The sequence below is a fragment of the Stenotrophomonas sp. 2YAF26 genome, assembly GCF_052114625.1.
Lineage (GTDB): Bacteria > Pseudomonadota > Gammaproteobacteria > Xanthomonadales > Xanthomonadaceae > Stenotrophomonas > Stenotrophomonas indicatrix.
On record NZ_JBFRFC010000001.1, the window covers coordinates 76,285 to 98,190 of the forward strand.

At 66.0% G+C, this 21,906-nt stretch carries 16 protein-coding genes; 5 read left to right on the forward strand and 11 right to left on the reverse strand.

Features of this window, described 5'->3' with window-relative positions:
• The first annotated feature begins 109 nt into the window (after positions 1–109).
• Positions 110–1,660: a BCCT family transporter gene (locus tag AB4Y98_RS00310; protein ID WP_025878952.1), complete on the forward strand. Its 1,551-nt coding sequence runs from the start codon at positions 110–112 to the stop codon at positions 1,658–1,660.
• A 120-nt stretch (positions 1,661–1,780) separates the two neighbouring features.
• Here the strand turns inward: AB4Y98_RS00310 and acnA are convergent, their stop codons facing one another.
• A complete protein-coding gene (gene acnA, locus AB4Y98_RS00315; RefSeq protein ID WP_442243492.1) occupies positions 1,781–4,534 on the reverse strand; it encodes an aconitate hydratase AcnA in 2,754 nt (917 codons plus the stop codon).
• Positions 4,535–4,834: 300 nt separating this feature from the next.
• Here acnA and AB4Y98_RS00320 point away from each other — a divergent pair, with 300 nt between their 5' ends.
• The 4 genes from AB4Y98_RS00320 (at position 4,835) to AB4Y98_RS00335 (ending at position 8,708) form a co-directional block, all read left to right on the forward strand.
• Entirely contained in the window at positions 4,835–5,059 is a 225-nt protein-coding gene (locus tag AB4Y98_RS00320; protein WP_230111144.1) for an AbrB/MazE/SpoVT family DNA-binding domain-containing protein, read from the forward strand.
• A gap of 6 nt (positions 5,060–5,065) precedes the next feature.
• A complete protein-coding gene (locus tag AB4Y98_RS00325; RefSeq protein WP_100465270.1) occupies positions 5,066–5,464 on the forward strand; it encodes a type II toxin-antitoxin system VapC family toxin in 399 nt (132 codons plus the stop codon).
• A 39-nt stretch (positions 5,465–5,503) separates the two neighbouring features.
• Complete coding sequence (gene acnB, locus AB4Y98_RS00330) at positions 5,504–8,095, forward strand: bifunctional aconitate hydratase 2/2-methylisocitrate dehydratase (protein WP_312785824.1); 2,592 nt, start codon at positions 5,504–5,506, stop codon at positions 8,093–8,095.
• 121 nt (positions 8,096–8,216) lie between these two features.
• A complete protein-coding gene (locus AB4Y98_RS00335; RefSeq protein ID WP_312785823.1) occupies positions 8,217–8,708 on the forward strand; it encodes an energy transducer TonB in 492 nt (163 codons plus the stop codon).
• 87 nt (positions 8,709–8,795) lie between these two features.
• On the opposite strand, the gene AB4Y98_RS00340 is transcribed toward AB4Y98_RS00335, so the two are convergent.
• The 10 genes from AB4Y98_RS00340 to AB4Y98_RS00385 all read right to left on the reverse strand — a co-directional run bounded on the left by AB4Y98_RS00340 (position 8,796) and on the right by AB4Y98_RS00385 (position 21,773).
• Complete coding sequence (locus AB4Y98_RS00340; protein ID WP_312785822.1) at positions 8,796–9,167, reverse strand: hypothetical protein; 372 nt, start codon at positions 9,165–9,167, stop codon at positions 8,796–8,798.
• A 186-nt stretch (positions 9,168–9,353) separates the two neighbouring features.
• The gene (locus AB4Y98_RS00345; protein WP_442243493.1) at positions 9,354–10,427 is read right to left on the reverse strand and encodes a protein-glutamate methylesterase/protein-glutamine glutaminase; all 1,074 of its coding nucleotides are present in this window, start codon (positions 10,425–10,427) and stop codon (positions 9,354–9,356) included.
• Positions 10,424–11,020 (reverse strand): chemoreceptor glutamine deamidase CheD, encoded by a 597-nt coding sequence (gene cheD / locus AB4Y98_RS00350; RefSeq protein ID WP_442243494.1) that lies wholly within the window; start codon positions 11,018–11,020, stop codon positions 10,424–10,426. The genes AB4Y98_RS00345 and cheD overlap by 4 nt, the downstream gene beginning before the upstream one ends.
• Entirely contained in the window at positions 11,017–11,886 is an 870-nt protein-coding gene (locus tag AB4Y98_RS00355; RefSeq protein ID WP_032975462.1) for a CheR family methyltransferase, read from the reverse strand. The genes cheD and AB4Y98_RS00355 overlap by 4 nt, the downstream gene beginning before the upstream one ends.
• Positions 11,887–11,918: 32 nt before the next feature.
• Positions 11,919–14,183, reverse strand: a complete 2,265-nt coding sequence (locus tag AB4Y98_RS00360) for a methyl-accepting chemotaxis protein (RefSeq protein WP_394197727.1) — start codon at positions 14,181–14,183, stop codon at positions 11,919–11,921.
• A 642-nt stretch (positions 14,184–14,825) separates the two neighbouring features.
• Complete coding sequence (locus tag AB4Y98_RS00365) at positions 14,826–17,195, reverse strand: methyl-accepting chemotaxis protein (RefSeq protein WP_442243495.1); 2,370 nt, start codon at positions 17,193–17,195, stop codon at positions 14,826–14,828.
• A 98-nt stretch (positions 17,196–17,293) separates the two neighbouring features.
• Entirely contained in the window at positions 17,294–17,677 is a 384-nt protein-coding gene (locus tag AB4Y98_RS00370; RefSeq protein ID WP_025878966.1) for a hypothetical protein, read from the reverse strand.
• 137 nt (positions 17,678–17,814) lie between these two features.
• Complete coding sequence (locus tag AB4Y98_RS00375) at positions 17,815–18,306, reverse strand: chemotaxis protein CheW (protein WP_025878967.1); 492 nt, start codon at positions 18,304–18,306, stop codon at positions 17,815–17,817.
• A gap of 233 nt (positions 18,307–18,539) precedes the next feature.
• Positions 18,540–19,313 carry a flagellar brake protein gene (locus AB4Y98_RS00380; protein WP_312112602.1) on the reverse strand — a complete coding sequence of 258 codons (774 nt, stop codon included), beginning with the start codon at positions 19,311–19,313 and terminating at the stop codon, positions 18,540–18,542.
• A 213-nt stretch (positions 19,314–19,526) separates the two neighbouring features.
• Positions 19,527–21,773 carry a methyl-accepting chemotaxis protein gene (locus tag AB4Y98_RS00385; RefSeq protein ID WP_442243496.1) on the reverse strand — a complete coding sequence of 749 codons (2,247 nt, stop codon included), beginning with the start codon at positions 21,771–21,773 and terminating at the stop codon, positions 19,527–19,529.
• Between the last annotated feature and the right edge of the window lie 133 nt (positions 21,774–21,906).

A 21,906-nucleotide genomic window follows, 5' to 3' on the forward strand; every position in this document is an offset into this window, starting at 1 on the left:
TGAACGTTCAATCAATAAACCCTACGATGCCGGTCGCGCCCCCACGCCATGGGCCCGGTTTCCGGTCCGGCCCCGCCCATGTGCCCCCTTGGACTGATGAGACGACCCCATGTCTTCCCTGGCTCATCCCAAGCGCTCGCCCCTGCGCTTGAACCGTTTCGTGTTCTTCAGTTCGTCGGTCTCCATCGGCATCCTCGGTGCGTTGACCGTCTTTTTCCCGGAGGCCAGCGAGCACTGGCTGCAATGGGCGCAGGCCGAGGTCTCGGCGGCGTTCGGCTGGTGGTACATGCTGCTGATCGTGGCCTGCCTGGGTTTCGTGCTGTGGCTGGCGTTCTCGCCATATGGGCGCATCCGCCTGGGCCATAACGAGGAATCGCCGGCCTTCGGCTACGTGGCCTGGGTGTCGATGCTGTTCTCGGCCGGCATCGGCATCGCGCTGCTGTACTACGGCGCCTACGAGCCGCTCGATCATTTCCTCAACCCGCCCGGGCAGCCCGGCGGTACGGTCGCTGCCGGCCGCGAAGCGATGGTGCTGACCTTCCTGCACTGGGGCCTGCATGGCTGGGCGCTGTACGCGCTGGTCGGCGTGGCGCTGGGCTACTTCGCCTACCGCCGCAACCTGCCGCTGGCCCTGCGTTCGGCGCTGTACCCGATCTTCGGCGAGCGTATCCATGGCCGCATCGGTGACATGGTGGATGGCTTCGGCATCCTCGCGACGCTGATCTCGATGGTCACCAACCTCGGCATCGGTGCGCTGGTGGTGCAGTCCGGCCTGGTCTACCTGTTCCACATCCCGGATACGCCGCAGGTGCTCGTGGCCATCGTGCTGGTGATGATGGTCGTGGCCACCATCGGCGTGGTTGCCGGCGTGGAGAAGGGCATCGCCTGGCTGTCCAACCTCAACGTGCGCCTGCTGTGCCTGCTGCTGCTGTTCGTGCTGGTGACCGGGCCAACCCTGCACCTGTTCGATGGCTTGGTGCAGAACACCGGCGACTATCTGGGCGCGTTCGTGCGCAAGAGCTTCGACATGTACCTTAACGACCCGAAGGGGCGTGAGTGGATGGGCTCGTGGACGTTGTTCTACTGGGCGTGGTGGATTGCCTGGGCGCCGTTCGTGGGCCTTTTCGTTGCGCGCATCTCGCGCGGCCGGACCATCCGCGAAGTGATCATGGGCGTGCTGCTGATCCCGTTGGGTTTCACGCTGGCCTGGCTGTCGATCTTCGGCAACACCGCCATCGACCTGGTGCTGAACCACGGCCAGGCGGTGCTGGGCCAAGTGGCTCAGCACGATGCGGCGATGACCCTGTTCAAGCTGCTGGAATACTTGCCCGCGGCGCCGTACATCGCTGGTGCGGCAGTGGTCATTGGTTTCGTGTTGTTCCTGACCCCGGTCGATTCGGGCACGCTGATGATCGCCAACCTGTGCACCCGGCGTGTCGATGATGGCGTGGAGGATGGGCATGACGCGCCGATCTGGCTGCGCGTGTTCTGGGCGGCGGGCATTACCGTGGCCAGTGTCGGCCTGTTGTTGGCCGGCAACTTCAGCGCGATGCAGACGGCGGTGGTGCTGTGTGGCCTGCCTTTCTCGTTCATCCTGGCGTTCTACATGTGGGGCCTGCTGAAGGCGCTGCGTACCGACCCGGACGCGCCGCGGCGGTAGGTGGCGCCGGGCCGCCACGCCCGGCGAGCAGCAAAGAAAAGGGCCGGATCTGTGAGGATCCGGCCCTTTTGTCTTGTCGCAGCCAGGCATGGCCTGGCTCTACCTACGCAGTACGCTCGATCAACGTGCAGCCAGCTGGCGCAGCACGTACTGCAGCAGGCCGCCGTGGCGGAAGTACTCCACTTCCTTCGGGGTCAGCAGCATCACCGAGACTTCGAAGGTCTTCTTGGTGCCGTCGGCCTTGGTCGCGGTGACCGTGGCGCGCTTGCTGGCGCCATCCTGCAGGCCGGTGACATCGATCACTTCCGAGCCATCCAGGCCCAGCGACTGTGCGTTTTCGCCGTTGCGGAACTGCAGCGGCAGCACGCCCATGCCGACCAGGTTGGAGCGGTGGATGCGTTCGAAGCTTTCGGCGATGACCGCCTTCACCCCCAGCAGCAGGGTGCCCTTGGCGGCCCAGTCACGCGACGAGCCGGTGCCGTATTCCTTGCCTGCCAGCACCACCAGCGGCACCTTGTCGGCCTTGTACTTCATTGCCGCATCGTAGATCGCCAGCTTTTCCGGCTGGCCGCCGTTGGCCGGGTAGTACAGGGTGTTGCCGCCTTCTTCGCCACCGAACATCAGGTTCTTGATGCGGATGTTGGCGAAGGTGCCGCGGACCATCACGTCATCGTTGCCGCGGCGGCTGCCGTAGCTGTTGAAGTCGGCCGGCTGCACGCCGCGCTCCTGCAGGAAGCGGCCCGCCGGCGAATCCTTCTTGATGTTGCCGGCCGGGGAGATATGGTCGGTGGTGATCGAATCGCCGAACAGGCCCATCACCCGTGCGCCGTGCACATCATCGATGCTGCCGACCTGCATGGTCATGCCATCGAAGTACGGCGGGTTCTTGATGTAGGTGGACGCATCGCTCCACGCGTACAGGTCACCGTCCGGCGAGGCGATGGTGTTCCAACGGGTATCGCCCTTGAACACGTCGGCGTAGTTCTGCTTGAACATCTCCGGGCCGACCGTGGCGGCGATGACGTCGCCGATTTCCTTGTTGCTTGGCCAGATGTCGCGCAGGTACACCGGCTCGCCATCGCTGCCGGTGCCCAGCGGCTCGGTGGTCAGGTCGATGTCGGTGGTGCCGGCGATGGCGTAGGCCACCACCAGCGGCGGGCTGGCCAGGTAGTTCATCTTCACTTCGGGGTGCACGCGGCCCTCGAAGTTGCGGTTGCCCGACAGCACCGAGGTCACCACCAGGTCGCCACTGGCGATGCCGGCGCTGACTTCGGTCGGCAGCGGGCCGGAGTTGCCGATGCAGGTGGTGCAGCCATAGCCCACTACGTAGAAGCCGATCTTCTCCAGCTCGGTGAGAACGCCGGCCTTTTCAAGATAGTCGGTGACCACGCGCGAGCCTGGGCCGAGCGAGGTCTTGACCCACGGCTTGCGGTCCAGTCCCTTGGCGGCCGCGTTGCGGGCCAGCAGGCCGGCGCCGATCATCACCGCCGGGTTGGAGGTGTTGGTGCACGAGGTGATGGCGGCGATGACCACCGCACCATCCTTCAGCCGCACCTTCCTGCCGTCCATCTCGATGTCGGCGTAGCCCTTGGCCAGCTGCTCGTTGCCCACTGCGGCGCCGCCGCCTTCATTGACGAAGGTGGAGACATCCTCGCTGCGCTTGTCGCGGTTGGCAGTCATGCCGACCAGCGCGTCGCGGTAGTTCTTCTGCACGTCTTCCAGCAGCACGCGGTCCTGCGGGCGCTTGGGGCCGGCCAGCGAGGGCTTCACCGTGCCCATGTCCAGTTCCAGCGTGGTGCTGTACTGCGCATGCGGGCTGTTGGCGTCGTGCCACAGGCCCTGCGCCTTGGCATAGGCTTCGACCAGGGCGATCTGCTCTTCGCTGCGGCCGGACAGGCGCAGGTAGGTCAGCGATTCGTTGTCGATCGGGAAGATGCCGCAGGTGGCGCCGTATTCGGGGGCCATGTTGCCAATGGTCGCGCGGTCGGCCAGTGGCAGATGCTGCAGGCCGTCGCCGTAGAACTCCACGAACTTGCCGACCACGCCGAGCTTGCGCAGCATCTGGGTGACGGTCAGCACCAGGTCGGTGGCGGTGGCGCCTTCGGGCATGCGGCCGGTCAGCTTGAAGCCGACCACCTGCGGGATCAGCATCGAGGACGGCTGGCCAAGCATGGCGGCCTCTGCTTCGATGCCGCCCACGCCCCAGCCGAGCACGCCGATGCCATTGATCATGGTGGTGTGGCTATCGGTGCCGAACACGGTATCGGGGTAGGCGACCGCCTTGCCGTCCTTGTCCGCGGTCATCACCACGCGGGCCAGGTTTTCCAGGTTCACCTGGTGGACGATGCCGGTGTTGGGCGGCACCACCTTGAAGTTGTCGAAGGCCTTCTGGCCCCAGCGCAGGAAGCCGTAGCGTTCCTGGTTGCGCTGGAATTCAATCTTGCCGTTGAGGTCCAGCGCGTCGGGCTTGCCGAACACATCCACCTGCACCGAGTGGTCGATGACCAGTTCGGAGGGAATCAGCGGATTGATCTGTTCGGGGCGGCCGCCGAGCTTGACCACCGCATCGCGCATCGCGGCCAGGTCGACCACGCAGGGCACGCCGGTGAAGTCCTGCAGGACCACGCGCGCGGGCATGAAGGCGATTTCGGTATCCGGTTCGGCGCTGGGCTGCCAGCGGGCGACGGCCTCGATGTGATCCTTGCCGACGGTGACGCCGCCATCCTCGTGCCGGAGCAGGTTCTCCAGCAGGATCTTCATCGAGTAGGGCAGGTGGGAGATGTCGAAGCGCTGGCCCAGCTTGGGCAGGCTGAAGTAGTCGTAGGTCTTGCCGCCGACGTCCAGCTGGCTGCGGGTGGAGAACGAATCGCTCATGCGGGATGACTCCTCTTGCGGATGGCTTGCAGTGGCTCGTGCGTGGACGGGCCTGCTTGCGGTCGCCGCGGGCCTGCTGGCCCCGGTGCTCCCAGTATGAACCCCAAACTGAATGGATTCACCCGGGCCGGGTCAGGCCTGCGGCATCGGTTCCAGACTACAGGGGAAGGTGTATGGCGTATGTCACGTGTGTGGCCGATCCTTTGCGAGGCAAGGGCTGGCGGAGTGCCGGTCCAGTTCAGGGTGGAAGTATGCCCGGGAAAGTATGTATAATTTGTGCATACTCTGGAGGGCCTACCGATGGAAGCCACTGTTGCAGAACGCGGACAGATCACCCTGCCCAAGGCGGTGCGTGATGCCCTCGGCCTGACCAAGGGCACCTTGCTGAAGGTCGAACTGGATGGCAGCCGCATCATCCTGCGCAAGAGTGTTGACGATGCCATTTCACGGGCGCGCGGCAAGTTCGCGCTGGATGGCTTCGAATCGGCCGATGCCGCCGTGCGTTCGGTGCGCGACGAGGAATAAGCCGTGATGATCGCCGTTGATTCACCGGTGCTGGTCGAGCTGCTCAGCAATGGTCCGCAGGCCGATGCCGTGGAGGCCATGCTCAGGCAGAGCCTGGTGGGTGGCCGCGTAGTGGTCTGCGGCGCGACCCTGGCCGAGGTCTGCGCATCGCTGCGCGGCGGTGCCGAGGTGCTCGAAGCGCTGGAAGAAATGGGCGTGCACTTCAACCCGATGGAAGCCAAGTCGGCGCTGCGCGCCGGCGAGATGCACCGCCGTCACCGCCAGCGCAGCGGCAGCCGCCGCAGCCTGGATGAATTCATGGTCGGCGCCCACGCACTGCTGCAGTGCGATGGCCTGATCACCTGGAACGACACGTTTTACCGCGACTACTTCAAGGGCCTGAAGCTGATCGTGCCGCAAGCCTGAGCCCGTCCAATCCTCAAATCGTATTACCCGGGAGTTGTCATGTTGGAAGCCTACCGCCACCACGTCGCCGAGCGCGCTGCGCTTGGCATCCCGCCCCTGCCGCTGACCGCGCAGCAGACGGCCGATGTCATCGAACTGCTGAAGAACCCGCCGCAGGGCGAGGCCGAGTTCCTGCTCGACCTGCTGACCCACCGCGTGCCGGCCGGTGTCGATGACGCTGCCAAGGTCAAGGCCTCTTACCTGGCCGCGATCGCACTGGGCAGCGAGCAGAACCCGCTGATCAGCCGCGAGCGCGCCACCGAACTGCTGGGCACCATGCTGGGCGGTTACAACGTCGCGCCGCTGGTGCAGCTGCTGGACGACGCCAGCGTCGGCGCCATCGCTGCCGACGCGCTGAAGAAGACCCTGCTGGTGTTCGATGCCTTCCACGACGTGCAGGAAAAGGCCAAGGCCGGCAACGCCAACGCCCAGGCCGTACTGCAGAGCTGGGCCGATGCCGAGTGGTTCACCAGCAACCCGGAAGTGCCGCAGAGCCTGACCGTCACCGTGTTCAAGGTGCCGGGCGAGACCAACACCGACGACCTGTCGCCGGCACCGGACGCGACCACCCGCCCGGACATTCCGATGCACGCCCTGGCGATGCTGAAGAACAAGCGTGACGACGCCGCGTTCACCCCGGAAGAAGACGGCAAGCGCGGCCCGATCCAGCAGATCCTGTCGCTGAAGGACAAGGGCCATCTGGTCGCCTATGTCGGCGACGTGGTCGGCACCGGTTCCTCGCGCAAGTCGGCCACCAACAGCGTGCTGTGGTGGACCGGCGATGACATTCCGTACATCCCGAACAAGCGCGCCGGTGGCGTCTGCCTGGGTTCGAAGATCGCCCCGATCTTCTACAACACCATGGAAGATGCCGGCGCGCTGCCGATCGAGTTGGACGTGTCGAAGATGGAGCACGGCGATGTGGTCGAGCTGCGTCCGTACGACGGCAAGGCGCTGAAGAACGGCGAAGTGATCGCCGAGTTCCAGGTCAAGTCCGAAGTGCTGTTCGACGAAGTGCGCGCCGGTGGCCGCATTCCGCTGATCATTGGCCGTGGCCTGACCGGCAAGGCGCGTGAAGCGCTGGGCCTGGCCCCGACCGACCTGTTCCGCCTGCCGGTGCAGCCGGCCGACACCGGCAAGGGCTTCTCGCTGGCACAGAAGATGGTCGGCCGCGCCTGTGGCCTGGCTGAAGGGCAGGGCATGCGCCCGGGCACCTACTGCGAACCGAAGATGACCTCGGTGGGCTCGCAGGACACCACCGGTCCGATGACCCGCGACGAGCTGAAGGACCTGGCCTGCCTGGGCTTCTCGGCCGACCTGGTGATGCAGTCGTTCTGCCACACCGCGGCCTACCCGAAGCCGGTGGACGTCAAGACCCATCACACCCTGCCGGAGTTCATCTCCACCCGCGGCGGCATTTCGCTGCGTCCGGGCGACGGCGTGATCCACAGCTGGCTCAACCGCATGCTGCTGCCGGACACCGTCGGTACCGGCGGCGACTCGCACACCCGTTTCCCGGTGGGCATTTCGTTCCCGGCCGGTTCGGGCCTGGTCGCCTTCGCCGCTGCCACCGGCGTCATGCCGCTGGACATGCCGGAGTCGGTGCTGGTGCGCTTCAAGGGCAAGATGCAGCCGGGCGTGACCCTGCGTGACCTGGTCAACGCGATCCCGCTGTACGCGATCAAGTCGGGCCTGCTGACCGTGGCCAAGGCTGGCAAGAAGAACATCTTCTCCGGCCGCATCCTGGAAATCGAAGGCCTGCCGGAACTGAAGGTCGAACAGGCTTTCGAACTGTCCGATGCCTCGGCCGAGCGTTCGGCGGCCGGCTGCTCGGTGCGCCTGAACAAGGAGCCGATCATCGAGTACCTGACCAGCAACATCACGCTGCTGAAGTGGATGATTGCCGAGGGTTACCAGGATCCGCGCTCGCTGCAGCGCCGTATCGAGAAGATGGAAGCGTGGCTGTCCAACCCGGAGCTGCTGGAGCCGGATGCCGACGCCGAGTACGCCGCCGTCATCGAGATCGACCTGGCCGACATCCACGAGCCGATCGTGGCCTGCCCGAACGACCCGGACGACGTGAAGACCCTGTCCGAAGTCGCTGGCGCCAAGATCGACGAAGTGTTCATCGGTTCGTGCATGACCAACATCGGTCACTTCCGTGCCGCTGCGAAGCTGCTGGAAGGCAAGCGTGACCTGCCGACCCGCCTGTGGGTGGCCCCGCCGACCAAGATGGATGCGTCCGAGCTGACCAAGGAAGGCGTGTACGGCACCTTCGGCGCGACCGGCGCACGCATGGAAATGCCGGGCTGCTCGCTGTGCATGGGCAACCAGGCGCAGATCCGCGAAGGCTCCACCGCGATGTCGACCTCGACCCGCAACTTCCCGAACCGCCTGGGCCGCAACACCAACGTGTACCTGGGTTCGGCGGAACTGGCCGCGATCTGCTCGCGCCTGGGCCGCATCCCGACCAAGGAAGAGTACATGGCCGATATCGGTGTGATCGCCGCCAGCGGCAGCGAGATCTACCGCTACATGAACTTCGACCAGATCGAGGAATATCAGGACGTGGCCAACACGGTCGCTGCCTGATCCTGCTGATCGGTTGATGATGTAAACGAAGAACCCCCGGTGAAAGCCGGGGGTTTTTTGTGGGCACCTGCGGCGCCGGCTGCGGGTTAGACTTCGACGCGGCTTTTTCAGGAAGACATGGATGTTGGCGGATCGACGACGCTGGGTAGCGCTGGGAGCAATGATGGCGGGCTGGGCCATGGCACCGGCTGCAATCGCGCAGCAGGATGTGCGGGCCGATGAAGAGTCTGCCGATACGCGGATGAGCGCTGACGAACGCAGGGTGTTCCTGCTGCAGGAACAGTTCCTGGAGATCGCCCGGGCCAACGCGTCAAGGTCTGAGACTGCCGAAAAGGTGGAAACCTACGCCTCGGTCGATACCGACTCGCAGCGGCAGCATCCCGTGCAGCTTGAGAACCATCAGCCACCCGAGCGCGGAGTTGGTGCGGCCACGCTGCTGGTGGACGTAGACGAGCAGGGCCGCCCGTATGCTGTGGAGATCGCGCGCGGCAGTGGATCGGCGGCGCTGGATACGGCGGCCGTGGAGGCGGCGTATCGATGGAGCTACAACGCCGCCAGCAGGGATGGCGTGCCGGTGCGCGGAAAGGTGCGGATCACGGTGTCGGTACCGTAACTGCGACTGCGTGAAGTAGCGGTGCCGGGCATTGCCCGGCAGGCAGTTGAAGCGGAGAACCCACGGGCGCATTCCGAGGGTCATCTGCTACTGGATGGTCCAGTCGGCAGTGCCTTGAAGGCGCTTCCCGGCAAAGAGCACATTGCCCCGGCCACCGGAGACGTCCATCTCGAACCAGGGCAGCCCATCACGGTGCAGCGGACGCACATAGGCCCGCTTCCGTGCGCGGTCGAATTCGATGTAGTACCGGCGACGGACGTTCGCTGCATCGGGAGCAGACGGTCCCGACCAGCTGACGTTCACCTCGCCGGGATCCTCACGGCCCACCAGCATCAGCATGAAGAACACATCACCCTGCTTGGCTTGGAAGTAGAACAGATCACCACTGGCGGCGGCGGGTGCCAGTGGCAGTGACAGCAGTGTGGCCGCCAGCACGGCCTTCCATATCCCTGTGATCATGCGCAGCATTCCTTGTGCAATACGGCTATCAAAGCACAGATGCGGGCAGCCCGTTGAACCGAAGAACCCTGGTGAAAGCCGAAGTTTTTTGTTGCGTGATGGCCTGTAGAGCCGAGCCCATGCTCGGCTTGCCGGAGCGGGGCCCGAAAAGCAGCCGAGCATGGGCTCGGCTCTACAGCCGTCCCATCAGCTGCGGGACAGCGCCAGCAATCGCTCGGCAATGCGCTCCAGCGGCACCTGTTCTTCGGCCGCGCCCAGCTTGAAGGCTGCACCGGGCATGCCCCAGACCACGCTGGAGGCTTCGTCCTGCACCAGCGTCGGTGCGCCGGCCTGGCGCATTTCCAGCAGGCCGCGTGCGCCGTCATCGCCCATGCCGGTGAGGATGGCGCCGATGGCATTGCCGCCGGCGGCCTGCGCCACCGAACGGAACAGCACGTCCACCGCCGGCTTGTGGCGGTTCACCGCGGGGCCGTCATCCACACGGCAGCGCCAGCGCGCACCGTCGCGGATGATCCGCAGGTGCTTGCCGCCGGGCGGCAGGTACGCGTGGCCGGGCAGCACTGCTTCGCCATCGCTGGCTTCGCGTACGGCCATGGCCGAATGGCGGTCCAGACGCTCGGCGAAGGCGGTGCTGAAGCTGGCGGGCAGGTGCTGGGTCATCACCACGGCCGGACCGTCGGCGGGCATGCCTTCCAGCACCACGCGCAATGCTTCGGTACCGCCAGCCGACGAGCCGATGGCGATCAGGCGGTCGGTGGTGCGGAACTGCGTTGCTGCCGGGCGCGCGGCAGGGGCGGCATCCAGCGTGAGTTTCGGCGTGGCCACGCGTACCAGCGGGCGCACCCGGGAACGCGCAGCCATCTTCACCTTGGCGATGATTTCGTCGGCATAGCCTTGCAGGCCGCGGGCCACGTCGAGCTTGGGCTTGGACACGAAGTCCACCGCGCCCAGGCCCAGTGCCTGCAGGGTGGTATCGGCGCCGCGTTCGGTCAGCGAAGAGATCATCACCACCGGCAGCGGGTGCAGGCGCATCAGGTTTTCCAGGAACGCCAGGCCATCCATCCGTGGCATTTCCACGTCCAGGGTGATCACGTCCGGGGCCAGGCGCTTGATCTTCTCGCGGGCCAGCAGCGGGTCGGCGGCGGTGCCGACCACGTCGATGGCCGGATCGCTGGACAGGATCTCGGTAAGCATCTGCCGCACGACGGCGGAGTCGTCGACGATCAGGACCCGGCAGGGGGCGTTGCCGGTCAGGTTCATTCGAACAGCTCCACGCCACCGGTGACCGGGGCCTTGGACAGGCTTGCGCGCACGGCCGATTCGGTCGCGGCGACTTCGGCTTCGTGGGCGTGCGGCAGGCGCTGCACGACGACGCGGCCGGTATCGGCGAAGAACCAGATCTTGCGCGGATGGATGCCGCACAGGTCCTCGGCGAGGATCGGGATGTGTTCGGCCTGCAGGTACTGGCGCACGAACTCGGCGTTGCGCGTGCCTACCGGATTGCTGGTGAAGCCCTTCAGCACGTTGGCGCCGCCGAACACCTTCGCCTCGATGCGCTTGCGGTGGGCGCCGCGCTTGAGCATGTCGTTGATCAGCAGTTCCATCGCATAGCTGCCATAGCGCGCGGGCGCGCCGTCGCCGGCGTTGCCTTCGGGCAGCAGGAAGTGGTTCATGCCACCGATCTTCAGCACCGGGTCGCGCAGGCACGCGGCCACGCAGGAGCCCAGCGTAGTGGTCAGCGCAGTGGTGTCATCCACCACCAGGTACTGGGTCGGCAGCAGCTTGGCGGCGATGGTCTTGAAGCGTGCGTCCTGGTAGCGCATCACATCGTCGGTACGCAGTGATGCGTTCATGCGCCGGCCTTTGCTGCACGACGGTACAGGGTGCGCCCGCAGGGCTGGATCAGATCGGCAGCGTGCAGGTAGTTCTCCGAGTGGCCAGTGTAGAGCAGGCCGTCGTCGGCCAGGTGATTGACCAGGCGGCCAAGAATCGCGCGCTGGGTCGGCTTGTCGAAGTAGATCATCACGTTGCGGCAGAACAGCGCATCGAATGGGCCGCCGACGTCGTATCGCGGTGCCAGCAGGTTCAACGGGCGGAATTCGATCAGCTCGCGCAGCGCCGGCAGCACGCGACACTGGCCTTCGTTGGGACCACTGCCACGCTGGAAATAGCGGCGACGCAGGTCCGGGTCGAGGCCGGCGACACGGTCGATGTTGTAGACGCCGCGGCCGGCGGTGGCCAGCACCTGGGTGTCGACGTCGGTGGCGACGATGCGCACCGGCGGCTTCAGGGTGCCGAACGCTTCGCAGGCGGTGATCGCCATCGAGTAGGGTTCTTCGCCGGTGGAGGCGGCGCACGACCACAACAGCAGCGGACCGCGCCCGTTGCGCTGCTGCAGCTCTTCGCGCAGCTTGTCGAAATGGTGCGGCTCGCGGAAGAACGCAGTGAGGTTGGTGGTCAGCGCATTGGTGAATGCCTGCCACTCGTCACCATCACCCTGTTCCAGGTGGTCCAGGTACTGCTGGAAGCTGCGCATGCCCAGCGTGCGCAGCCGGCGTGACAGGCGTCCGTACACCATGTCGCGCTTGGCCGGGGCGAGGGCGATGCCCACGCGCTGGTAGATCAGGTCGCAGACGCGGCGGAAATCACGGTCGGCGAATTCGAATTCGCGCGTACCGCTGACGATGGGGGTAGGGCTCTGCACGGGTGACGTGTCCATCGGCGGGGCGGCGGCCGGAGCCGCCGCGAGGATCAGAATTCCTGCCAGTCGCCGTCGTTGGAGACGACGGTGCTGGAGTGGGTACGGCGGATCGGTGCGGGCGTCGACAACGGTCGCGAAGGCGCAGGGCTGGCAGCCTTCGGCGCGACCTTGGCGGTCACCGCCTTCACTGCGACAGCGACCTGGTTGTCGAGGCGGAAGATCGCCACGGCGTCGGCCAGCTGTGCGGCCTGGTCTTCCATCGCCCGTGCCGCTGCGGTGGCTTCTTCCACCAGCGCGGCGTTCTGCTGGGTGGTTTCGTCCATCTGCACCACGGTCTGGTTGACCTGCTCGATGCCGGCCGACTGTTCCTGCGAGGCGGCGGAGATCTCGGCCATGATGTCGGTCACACGCTGCACCGACGCGACGATCTCGCCCATGGTGCTGCCGGCCTGGTGGACCAGGCTGGAACCCTCGGCGACCTTGCCGACCGAGTCGTCGATCAGCCCCTTGATCTCCTTGGCGGCGGCGGCCGAGCGCTGGGCGAGGGTGCGCACTTCGCTGGCGACCACGGCAAAGCCACGGCCCTGTTCGCCGGCACGAGCCGCTTCCACTGCGGCATTGAGCGCCAGGATGTTGGTCTGGAAGGCGATGCCATCGATGACCGAGATGATCTCGGCGATCTTCTTCGAGGAGGCTTCGATGGCCGACATGGTGGTGACCACCTGGCCGACCACGCTGCCGCCCTGCGAGGCCACGCTATGCGCGCCGATGGCGAGCTGGTTGGCCTGGCGCGCGTGTTCGGCGTTCTGGCGCACGGTAGAGGTCAGTTCCTCCATCGAGGCGGCGGTTTCTTCCAGATTGGCGGCCTGCTGTTCGGTACGGCGCGACAGGTCGCTGTTGCCTGACGCGATTTCGCCGGCCGACAGGGTGATGCTGGAGGCACTGGCCTGGATCTGGCCGACGATCTGGGTCAGCTGGCTGACCGTGGCGTTTGCATCGTCGCGCATGCGGGCGAACACGCCCTGGTAGTCACCGTGCATGCGTGCCGTCAGGTCGCCGTCGGCAATGGACGACAGCAGCTGCGAGAGCTTGCCGAGGTTGTCATCGCTGACTGCCATCATGGCATTGAGGTTTTCCAGCATGGTGCGGAAATCGTGATCGAAGCGCTGTGCATCGCCGCGCTGGCTGAAGTCGCCCGCGGCGGCGGCACTGGCCAGCTGCTTGATCTCGGCGTTGATGCGGCCGAGGTTGGCCTTGACCGTGTCGACGGTGGTGGTCATCGCCGCCTTTTCGCCCGGATAGCGCGCGATGTCGCTGCTGAGGTCGCCCACGGCGTACTGCTGCACGACGTTCAGTACATCGTGCAGGGTCTGCACGTGGCTGCCGACCAGGACGTTGGTTTCCTGCACCATCAGTCCGTATTCGCCGGGGAAGCTGCTGGCGTCGATGCGGTAGCTGAGTTCACCGCCATCGTGGCGGCGCGCCATCTCGCGCTGGCCACTGATGACCGCGTGCAGCTGCTGCTGCATGCGCGACATGGCTTCGAGCAGGCGACCGGTTTCATCATGCGGCTGCGGGCCGATGTGGCTGTCCAGCTTGCCGCCGGCAATGCCTTCGGCCACGGCGGTGGCCTGCTTCAGCGGGCGTGCGATGCGGTTGCCGATGACCCAGCTCAATGCGAGCACGATCAGCACCAGCACGCCACCGGCCAGGGTCATGATGGCAGTGAAGACCAGTGCCTGCTGCTGCACGTCATCCATGTACACGCCGCTGCTGACCACCCAGTTCCAGGGCTTGAACAGGCCGGCGTAGGCGACCTTTTCGACTTCCCCCTTCTCGCCGGGCTTGGCCCATCGATAGGCGACGAAACCGCCGCCGGCCTTGGCCGCTTCGATCTGGTCGTAGTAGATGCGGATGCCATCGCCGGTACGGAAATCCTTCATGTCCTTGCCCACCAGATCCTTGCGGAACGGGTGCATGAGCACGTGATAGCCGGTGTCGTAGATGTTGTAGTAATAGGTATCGTTATGCGCGCGCATGACTTCCAGCGCCTGCAGCGCGGCGGCCTTGGCAGCTTCTTCGCTGAGCTCGCCGGTTCCGGCCAGGCGATGGTAGTGGTCGAGGATGCCGTAGCTCAGTTCGACCTGGGTCTTCAGCGAAGACTTGCGGGTATCGGTCAGGTCCAGGTACTGCATGCGGGCAGCGATCACCGAGAGCGCGATCACGCCGAGTGCGATCAGCAGCGTGAGCAGATTGAGCTTGCGTCGGACGGAGAGATTGCTGAAGTAGTGTTGCCAGCGATGCAGGAGATTCATCGAGCAGTACCCGGGTGGTGGTGGGTGGAGGCGCCGGTGCTGATCGGGAGCAGCGGTGACATGACCGTTATCGGCCGCGGGGGCGGGGGATTGAGGTGGGCTGTTCGAACGTATTCAGGTTTCCTTGCAGCGGCGGCTGCGGCGCTGCCTGCGGCAGGCTTTGAAGCAACAGCAACAGCAACAGCAACAGCGCTCATGATTCTGTGTTGATACGTGCTGGTATGGGTCGGGGCGGCCAGGCGGGACACGCCGTAAACCACGGCAAGAGCGTTGGTGTCATCGGGTGGAAAGAGGGGTCAGATCCGTTTTCCTGCGGAAAACGGATCTGACCCCGGAAGTGGTGCGGCTGTTGCTCTTGCTCTTCTTTCTTCAATCCGGGGTGGACGCGCACGGAAAGTGTCCGTGGCCGGGAGGGTGGGTTGCGCAGGGGTGTCCGCGGCATGGATGCCGCGGCCAAGCCCCCAGGGACGGGTTTACGGCGTCCCCTGCGCGGCCCACCCTCCCGGCCCAAACGAAGGAAATCCGCCGCTCTCCACGACCTCCCCGAGGGGCTTCGCCGTTGGCTGGACATCCAGATACCCCGGAAACCAAAACGCCCCGGCGCAGGGCCAGGGCGTCTTCGTACGTCAGGTCGGGCAGGAATCAGAATTCCTGCCAGTCTCCGTCGGCCAGTTCGGTCACTACCGGGCGACCGCCGCTGACGCGCCGGGCCGGCGGTGCCATCGGCGCTGGTGCTGCCGGTGCAGCCGCACGCGGTGCCGGCGCGCGGGCGGCGAACACGACTTCGGCTTCGTCGACCACGAAGATCGAGACCGCCTCGCTCAGGTGGCCAGCCTGTTCTTCCATCGCACGTGCGGCGGCGGTGGCTTCTTCCACCAGCGCGGCGTTCTGCTGGGTGGTTTCGTCCATCTGCACCACGGTCTGATTGACCTGTTCGATGCCGGCGCTCTGCTCCTGCGAGGCAGCAGAGATCTCGGACATGATGTCGGTCACGCGCTGCACCGAGGCGACGATCTCGCCCATGGTGGCGCCGGCCTTGTGCACCAGCGCCGAACCATCATTGACCTTGCCGACCGAGTCGTCGATCAGGCCCTTGATTTCCTTGGCGGCGGCAGCCGAGCGCTGGGCGAGGGTACGCACTTCGCTGGCGACCACGGCGAAACCACGGCCCTGTTCGCCGGCACGGGCCGCTTCCACCGCGGCGTTCAGCGCCAGGATGTTGGTCTGGAAGGCAATGCCGTCGATGACCGAGATGATCTCGGCGATCTTCTTCGATGAGGCCTGGATGGCCGACATGGTGGTGACCACCTGGCCGACCACTTCGCCGCCCTGCGACGCCACACCGTGCGCGCCGATGGCGAGCTGGTTGGCCTGGCGGGCGTGCTCGGCGTTCTGGCGCACGGTGGAGGTCAGTTCCTCCATCGAGGCGGCGGTTTCTTCCAGATTGGCGGCCTGCTGTTCGGTGCGGCGCGACAGGTCGCTGTTGCCGGAGGCGATTTCGCCGGCGGCCGAGCTGATCGCACGGCTGGACTGCTTGATGCGGGTGACGATCTCGCTCAGCTGTGCGGCCGTGGCGTTGGCATCGTCACGCATGCGGGCGAACACGCCCTGGTAGTCGCCATGCATGCGCACGGTCAGGTCACCCTGCGACAGTGCGGCGAGCAGGCCGGAGATCTGTTCGATGCTGCCCGAGTTGGCGTCCAGCAGGCCGTTGATCTGCTGGGCCAGCTGCAGGAAGAAGCCTTCCTTGTCGTTGGCATCGATGCGGCCGGACAGGTCGCCGGCAGCGGCCTGGGCGATCACCCGTGCCACTTCCGCCTCGACCTGCGCTTCCTGGGTGCGGTCGCGCCATTCCACCACGTAGCCGACGGTGTCGCCGTCTTCGTTGCGGATGGTCGACACAACCTGGGCGAACTGGGCATCGCCGTACTGCATCGGGCGGCGGGCAACGCCATGCTGCTTGAGGTTGGCCAGCAGGGTGTTGTCCATCTCGCCGCGGTGTTCAAGCACGGTGACCGGCTTGCCGACCAGCGAGGCGTGGACGTCGAAGTCGGGTAGGTCGCGGCGCAACTCGTCCTGGTACTGGGCCAGGGTCTGCTGCAGGGCGCGGTTGCTGTAGACGATGGTGTTGTTGGGGTCGGTCAGGTAGACGCCGGTCGAGCTGTAATCCAGCGCGGTGCGGATGCGCAGGTTCTCGCGGGCGATGGCCTGGTCGGTTTCGGTGCGCTCGCGCAGGTCGCGCTGCATGCGCTGCATGGCCTGCATCAGTTCGCCCACTTCGTCCTGGCGGCTGACATCGATGTGACCATCGAGCTTGCCACCGGCGACGTCGTTGGCCACCGAGACGGCGCCACGCACGCTGCCGACCAGGGCACGGGCGAACAGCCACACCAGCACCAGGCCGAGCGCGGCGCCGCCGAGCAGGGCGATGACGGTCAGCACGGCCGAGGCGGAGTAGGTGGAGGCGGCTTCGTCGCGCGAGGCGCGGGCGAGGCGGTTGTCTTCGGCGATCAGCGCTTCAAGCGCTGCGCCGGCCTTGCGGTGTTTGGTGCGGGTCTCGCCGACGAAGGTGTCGATCGCATCGTCGGGCAGGTCCAGCTCCAGCATTTCGGTGACGCTGTCATAGGAGGCCAGCGCGTCCTTCCAGTCCTTGGCGAAGGTGTCGAACAGCTTCTTCTGCTGTGCGTTGTCGACCAGCTTCGGATAGTCCTTGATCGACTTGTCCATGCTGGTGCGCAGTTCGACGGCCTGCTTGCGGGCGTCGGCCTTGACGTCGTCGCTGGCGCGGATCAGCTGCTGGTAGGCGCTGTTGCGGTACTCGCCGAGCATGCCGCGCATCTCGCCGGCCATGCGGATGCTCTCCATGCGTGAACCGGCCAGCTCGGTGGTCACGTTGTTCAGCGAATGCAGGCCACGGTAGGCGACGATGCCCTGCAGCAGCATCACCAGCAAGAGGACACCGAAGGTCAGCATGAGCTTCGGCATCAGTTTCAGGTTGTTGATCCACGGCATGGGCGTTGCGATCTCCTAAGGCAGACGCGGCCGGGCGCGGGGCCCGGTTGCAACAGCCACGCCGGCACGCTGGCCGGCGCGGTCTGACGGACAGCGGATTACTTGATGTTGGCCAGCTTCAGGCTGGACGGCGAGCTGACTTCGATTTCCGCGCGCGAGGCGTCGCGCTGGATCTTGCCGATCACGCATACGGTCTTGCCTTCCAGGGTTTCCAGCGGGAAGGAGAACTTGCCGCGGTTCTCGCCGGCGATGCGTGCCGAGAAGGTGTGGCGCGGGAAGGCGCCGCCCATGTACAGGAAGGTCGGCTGGCCTTCGGAACCTTCTGCGAAGCGGGCCTTTTCGACCTTGCCGCAGACCATGCCGTCCTTGCCGACGGCGCGCGGTGCCATCTCCGGCGGAATCATCTCGGCCGACTGCGCGAAGGCGGAGGAAGCGGTGGTGGCCAGGACGGCAGCCGAAACGAACGCAAGCAGGGACTTCATCGGGGTGATTCTCCGGGGATGGTGATGGTGGATCCGGCCTTGGCGCGTTCCTGCGCGACCGGCTTCTTTCCCCCTATCGGCGTGGATGAGGGGAACTGAAGGGCTGCGTAACAGAAACGTGAAGAAGGTCCGTTTGTTCAGGCGGCAGCGTCTTCGACGACGTTGGTCTGGCCCATGTCGGCGCTGTCCAGCAGGGTTTCGATGTCCAGCAGGATCAGCATGCGATCGTCGTGGGTGCCGATGCCGGAGATGAAGCGGGTGTCGACGGCGGCGCCGAATTCCGGGGTCGGGCGGATCTGCTCGGCCGACAGCGGGATGACGTCGGAGACGCTGTCGACCACGATGCCGACCACGCGGTCTTCCACGTTGAGCACGATCATCACGGTGAAGGCGTCGTAGCGGGCGTCTTCCAGGCGCAGCTTCAGGCGCAGGTCGATCACTGGCACGATGGTGCCGCGCAGGTTGATGACACCCTTGATGTAATCCGGCGCGTCGGGGACGCGGGTGACGGCGTCGTAGCCGCGGATTTCCTGCACCTTGAGGATGTCCACGCCGTAGTGCTCGGCGCCGAGGGTGAAGCTGAGGAATTCGCCATCGGCGCCGGCGGCGGAGCTGTTCTTGTCGTTCATCGAGGGGTCCTGGTTCTGCCGGAAGTGCCGGTGTCAGGCTCGATATCGGCCCCTGGGTGGGGGACTTTAGGCATCTGGTAGTGCCGGCCGCTGGCCGGCAGCTCCTGCATCCACGCATGGCGTGGATCTACCGGGGAGGCATGCATCCACGCATGGCGTGGATCTACTGGCACCGGTATCCACGCGGTTTCGAGGTTGCCGGCCAGCGGCCGGCACTACCCGCCGTGGGGATGTCAGAGCTCGCCGTTGCGGCGTGCCTTGCGCTGGCGGTCGATGCGGAAGATGTAGCGCTGGATGGCGCTGTCGCCACCGCGCGGCAGGTCGTCGAAGCGCATGCCGACGCGCTTGACCTCGGTGCCGTTGGGCAGGCGTTGCGGCAGCAGGTTGCAGACCACCAGTTCGATCTGCAGGTCTGGGCCATCGGGCATCGACAGCTGCGCGCGGTAGCGCTGTTGCAGGCCGAAGATCGCGCAATCTACGGGCACGGTCACCGCCAGGCCGCCGCCACTGATGTCCACCACCCGCATCGACAGCGCTTCGGCCTGGGCCTCGCCCGGCGGCAGCAGCAGGTGCGGTGAATCGGTGATGGGGGTCTCCAGCCGGTACAGTTCGCGTCGCTGCAGATGCACCAGCTCCTCGGGGAACGGTGCCCGGAAGGCGACGTGGCCTTCGTTGTCCACGCGTTGCAGTTCGTGCAGGCGGAAACGCACCATCACTCGTTCCAGCTGGGCGAAGCAGAGCAGGTGGTCGGCCTGTTCTGCGGCGCGGTTGGAGGCTTCCTGCGGGCTGCCATCGAGCAGCAGCACGTCATCGTCCTCGTCCAGGTCCAACAGGGCGGTGGGGAAGGAGCGATCGCGGCCGTCGATATGGGCGTTGATCAGTGATCGCTGCTCGATCAGTGAGCGCAGCAGCTGCCGCACCTGGCGGGGGTTGCGGACCAGAAAGCGATCGTCCGCGGCATCGGCCGCATGGACTTCGGGCAGTGCAGTGTCGTGGCCGTCGGACATGGAATCTGTGGTCAGGGGCGGGCGCCGACGCGTGTGGGCGCGTGGCTCGAAAGAGGTATCGGCTGCGTTGCGGATTTATGTAGCACCGAACGCACTCGGTTGCTCCGTTGTGCCATGCCCGCGGCGGTCGGGCAAGCGTGGTGCCCGGGCCGGGCGTGGCCCGGCGCTGCCTTTCCGCTGACGGGGTGGCGCGCGGCCACCCCGATGCTGCGATCAGAACTCCTGCCAGTCGCCGTCGCCGGCCAGGGCCGGCTGCGCAACGGGCTTGCGCACGCGCGCAGGTGCGGCGATGGATGCGGGCGCCGCCTTGCGCGGAGCACTGCTGGCCACGGCCATGGCTGCGCGCGGTATCGCATTGCCCGCGCTCGGTGCGGCCAGGCGGAAGCGTGCGACGGCCTCGCCCAGCTGCGCGGCCTGGTCTTCCATCGCCCGCGCTGCGGCGGTGGCTTCTTCCACCAGCGCGGCGTTCTGCTGGGTGGTTTCGTCCATCTGCACCACGGTCTGGTTGACCTGCTCGATGCCGGCCGACTGTTCCTGCGAGGCGGCGGAGATCTCGGCCATGATGTCGGTCACGCGCTGCACCGACGCGACGATCTCGCCCATGGTGCTGCCGGCCTGGTGGACCAGGCTGGAACCCTCGGCGACCTTGCCGACCGATTCGTCGATCAGCCCCTTGATCTCCTTGGCGGCGGCGGCCGAGCGCTGGGCGAGGGTACGCACTTCGCTGGCGACCACGGCAAAGCCACGGCCCTGTTCGCCGGCACGGGCCGCTTCCACTGCGGCATTCAGCGCCAGGATGTTGGTCTGGAAGGCGATGCCATCGATGACCGAGATGATCTCGGCGATCTTCTTCGAGGAGGCTTCGATGGCCGACATGGTGGTGACCACCTGGCCGACCACTTCACCGCCCTGCGAGGCCACGCCGTGCGCACCGATGGCGAGCTGGTTGGCCTGGCGCGCATGTTCGGCGTTCTGGCGCACGGTGGAGGTCAGTTCCTCCATCGAGGCGGCGGTTTCTTCCAGATTGGCGGCCTGCTGTTCGGTACGGCGCGACAGGTCGCTGTTGCCCGAGGCGATTTCGCCCGAGGCCAGGGTGATGCTCGAGGTGCTGGCCTGGATCTGGCTGACGATCTGGGTCAACTGGGCGACGGTGGTGTTGGCATCGTCACGCATGCGGGCGAACACGCCGTGGAACTGGCCGTCCATGCGTGCGGTCAGGTCGCCCGCGGCGATGGACTGCAGCAGCTGCGACAGCTGGCCAAGATTGCCGTCGGCAACCTCCATCATGCTGTTGAGCTGCTCGATCATCACGCGGAAATCGTGATCGAAGCGCTGCGCATCGCCGCGCTGGCTGAAGTCGCCGGCGGCAGCGGACGATGCCAACTGCTGGATCTGCGTGTTGATGGCCAGCAGGCTGGCCTTGGCCGCATCCATCGATTCGTGCAGGATCGCGCGGCTGCCCGGCAACCGGCGCGCATCGGGGGCGAGGTTGCCGGTGGCGTACTGGTTGAGTACATCGATGGCATCACGGATCGCATCGAGGTGTTCGAAGATCACCGTGTTGATGCCGCCGGCGAGCTGGCCATAGACGCCCGGGAAGTCTTCCGGAATGCGGTGGCTGATATCGGGGCCGGCATGCATCTGTGCCATCAGTTGGGTCTGCTCGGAGAAGCGACGCAGCATCGCGGTCATCTCCGCGGTGGCCGCCAACATGCGACCCGCCTCATCCTTGCCGGTGGCCTGGGTAGTGACGCTGAGATCGCCGCGGGCGACGGCCTGGATGGCATGCACTGCCTTGCCCAGCGGGCCGACCACGGCGCGCGAGATGATCACGGCCAGGGTGGCGGCGACCACGACCAGCAGCACGATGGCGGCGATGATGGCCAGCATGCTGTTGCGGTGGGTCGCGTTGGCGTCGTCGATCTTGCCCTGCATCTGTGTTCCCAGCAGCGCACCCAGCGCCTTCAGGTCTTCGAAGGCTTTGCGGCGCAGGGGGCGCGACTGCTCATCGGAAATCTGCCGGGCCGCTTCGCCATCACCGGCGGTGGCCGCTTCGCGCAGCTTGGTATTGGCGGCGAAGTAGCCATCGACGTCGGCCTGCACGGCCTGGTACAGCGTGCGCTCCTTGTCGCCGGACGGCAGCTTGGCATAGGCCGCCAGCTGCTCGCGCACCACCGCAGCGGTGTCGTTCATGCGCTTGTTGTAGTCGGCGACCTTCTCCGGCTGGTCCAGCATGCTGATCTGGGCCAGTTCATAGGTGCGGAACTCACCCAGCTGCGAGCGCACTTCACCGAGGTACTGCACCGATGGAATGTCGTTGGTCGCCATCGAGGTCAGCTTGGCGTTGGCTTCGGACAGGCGGACCAGGGCGAACGCACCCAGCACGACGGTCATCAGGGTGGTCAGGGTGAATCCCACAGCCAGCTTGCGGGCGATGGGCAGATCGTGGAACCACTTCATGCAGGGTGCTCCAAGGTGGGCAGAATACCGGCGGCGGCGCCGCGGGCAAAAGGTCGTTGCAGGAGGGAACGGTGGTGCCGGGTGAAGGATCGGTGACTGCCGTCAACCCGAGATAGCGGCGCAGCTGCGCCGT

What these genes read in the sequence shown, in the direction of transcription:
- AB4Y98_RS00355 (WP_032975462.1), bottom strand. Translation starts at nt 11,886, where the DNA reads ATGGACACGTCACCCGTGCAGAGCCCTACCCCCATCGTCAGCGGTACG.
- acnB (WP_312785824.1), top strand. Translation starts at nt 5,504, where the DNA reads ATGTTGGAAGCCTACCGCCACCACGTCGCCGAGCGCGCTGCGCTTGGC.
- AB4Y98_RS00360 (WP_394197727.1), bottom strand. Translation starts at nt 14,183, where the DNA reads ATGAATCTCCTGCATCGCTGGCAACACTACTTCAGCAATCTCTCCGTC.
- AB4Y98_RS00375 (WP_025878967.1), bottom strand. Translation starts at nt 18,306, where the DNA reads ATGAACGACAAGAACAGCTCCGCCGCCGGCGCCGATGGCGAATTCCTC.
- AB4Y98_RS00380 (WP_312112602.1), bottom strand. Translation starts at nt 19,313, where the DNA reads ATGTCCGACGGCCACGACACTGCACTGCCCGAAGTCCATGCGGCCGAT.
- AB4Y98_RS00385 (WP_442243496.1), bottom strand. Translation starts at nt 21,773, where the DNA reads ATGAAGTGGTTCCACGATCTGCCCATCGCCCGCAAGCTGGCTGTGGGA.
- cheD (WP_442243494.1), bottom strand. Translation starts at nt 11,020, where the DNA reads ATGAACGCATCACTGCGTACCGACGATGTGATGCGCTACCAGGACGCA.
- AB4Y98_RS00335 (WP_312785823.1), top strand. Translation starts at nt 8,217, where the DNA reads ATGTTGGCGGATCGACGACGCTGGGTAGCGCTGGGAGCAATGATGGCG.
- AB4Y98_RS00310 (WP_025878952.1), top strand. Translation starts at nt 110, where the DNA reads ATGTCTTCCCTGGCTCATCCCAAGCGCTCGCCCCTGCGCTTGAACCGT.
- AB4Y98_RS00345 (WP_442243493.1), bottom strand. Translation starts at nt 10,427, where the DNA reads ATGAACCTGACCGGCAACGCCCCCTGCCGGGTCCTGATCGTCGACGAC.
- AB4Y98_RS00370 (WP_025878966.1), bottom strand. Translation starts at nt 17,677, where the DNA reads ATGAAGTCCCTGCTTGCGTTCGTTTCGGCTGCCGTCCTGGCCACCACC.
- AB4Y98_RS00365 (WP_442243495.1), bottom strand. Translation starts at nt 17,195, where the DNA reads ATGCCGTGGATCAACAACCTGAAACTGATGCCGAAGCTCATGCTGACC.
- AB4Y98_RS00340 (WP_312785822.1), bottom strand. Translation starts at nt 9,167, where the DNA reads ATGATCACAGGGATATGGAAGGCCGTGCTGGCGGCCACACTGCTGTCA.
- acnA (WP_442243492.1), bottom strand. Translation starts at nt 4,534, where the DNA reads ATGAGCGATTCGTTCTCCACCCGCAGCCAGCTGGACGTCGGCGGCAAG.
- AB4Y98_RS00325 (WP_100465270.1), top strand. Translation starts at nt 5,066, where the DNA reads ATGATCGCCGTTGATTCACCGGTGCTGGTCGAGCTGCTCAGCAATGGT.
- AB4Y98_RS00320 (WP_230111144.1), top strand. Translation starts at nt 4,835, where the DNA reads ATGGAAGCCACTGTTGCAGAACGCGGACAGATCACCCTGCCCAAGGCG.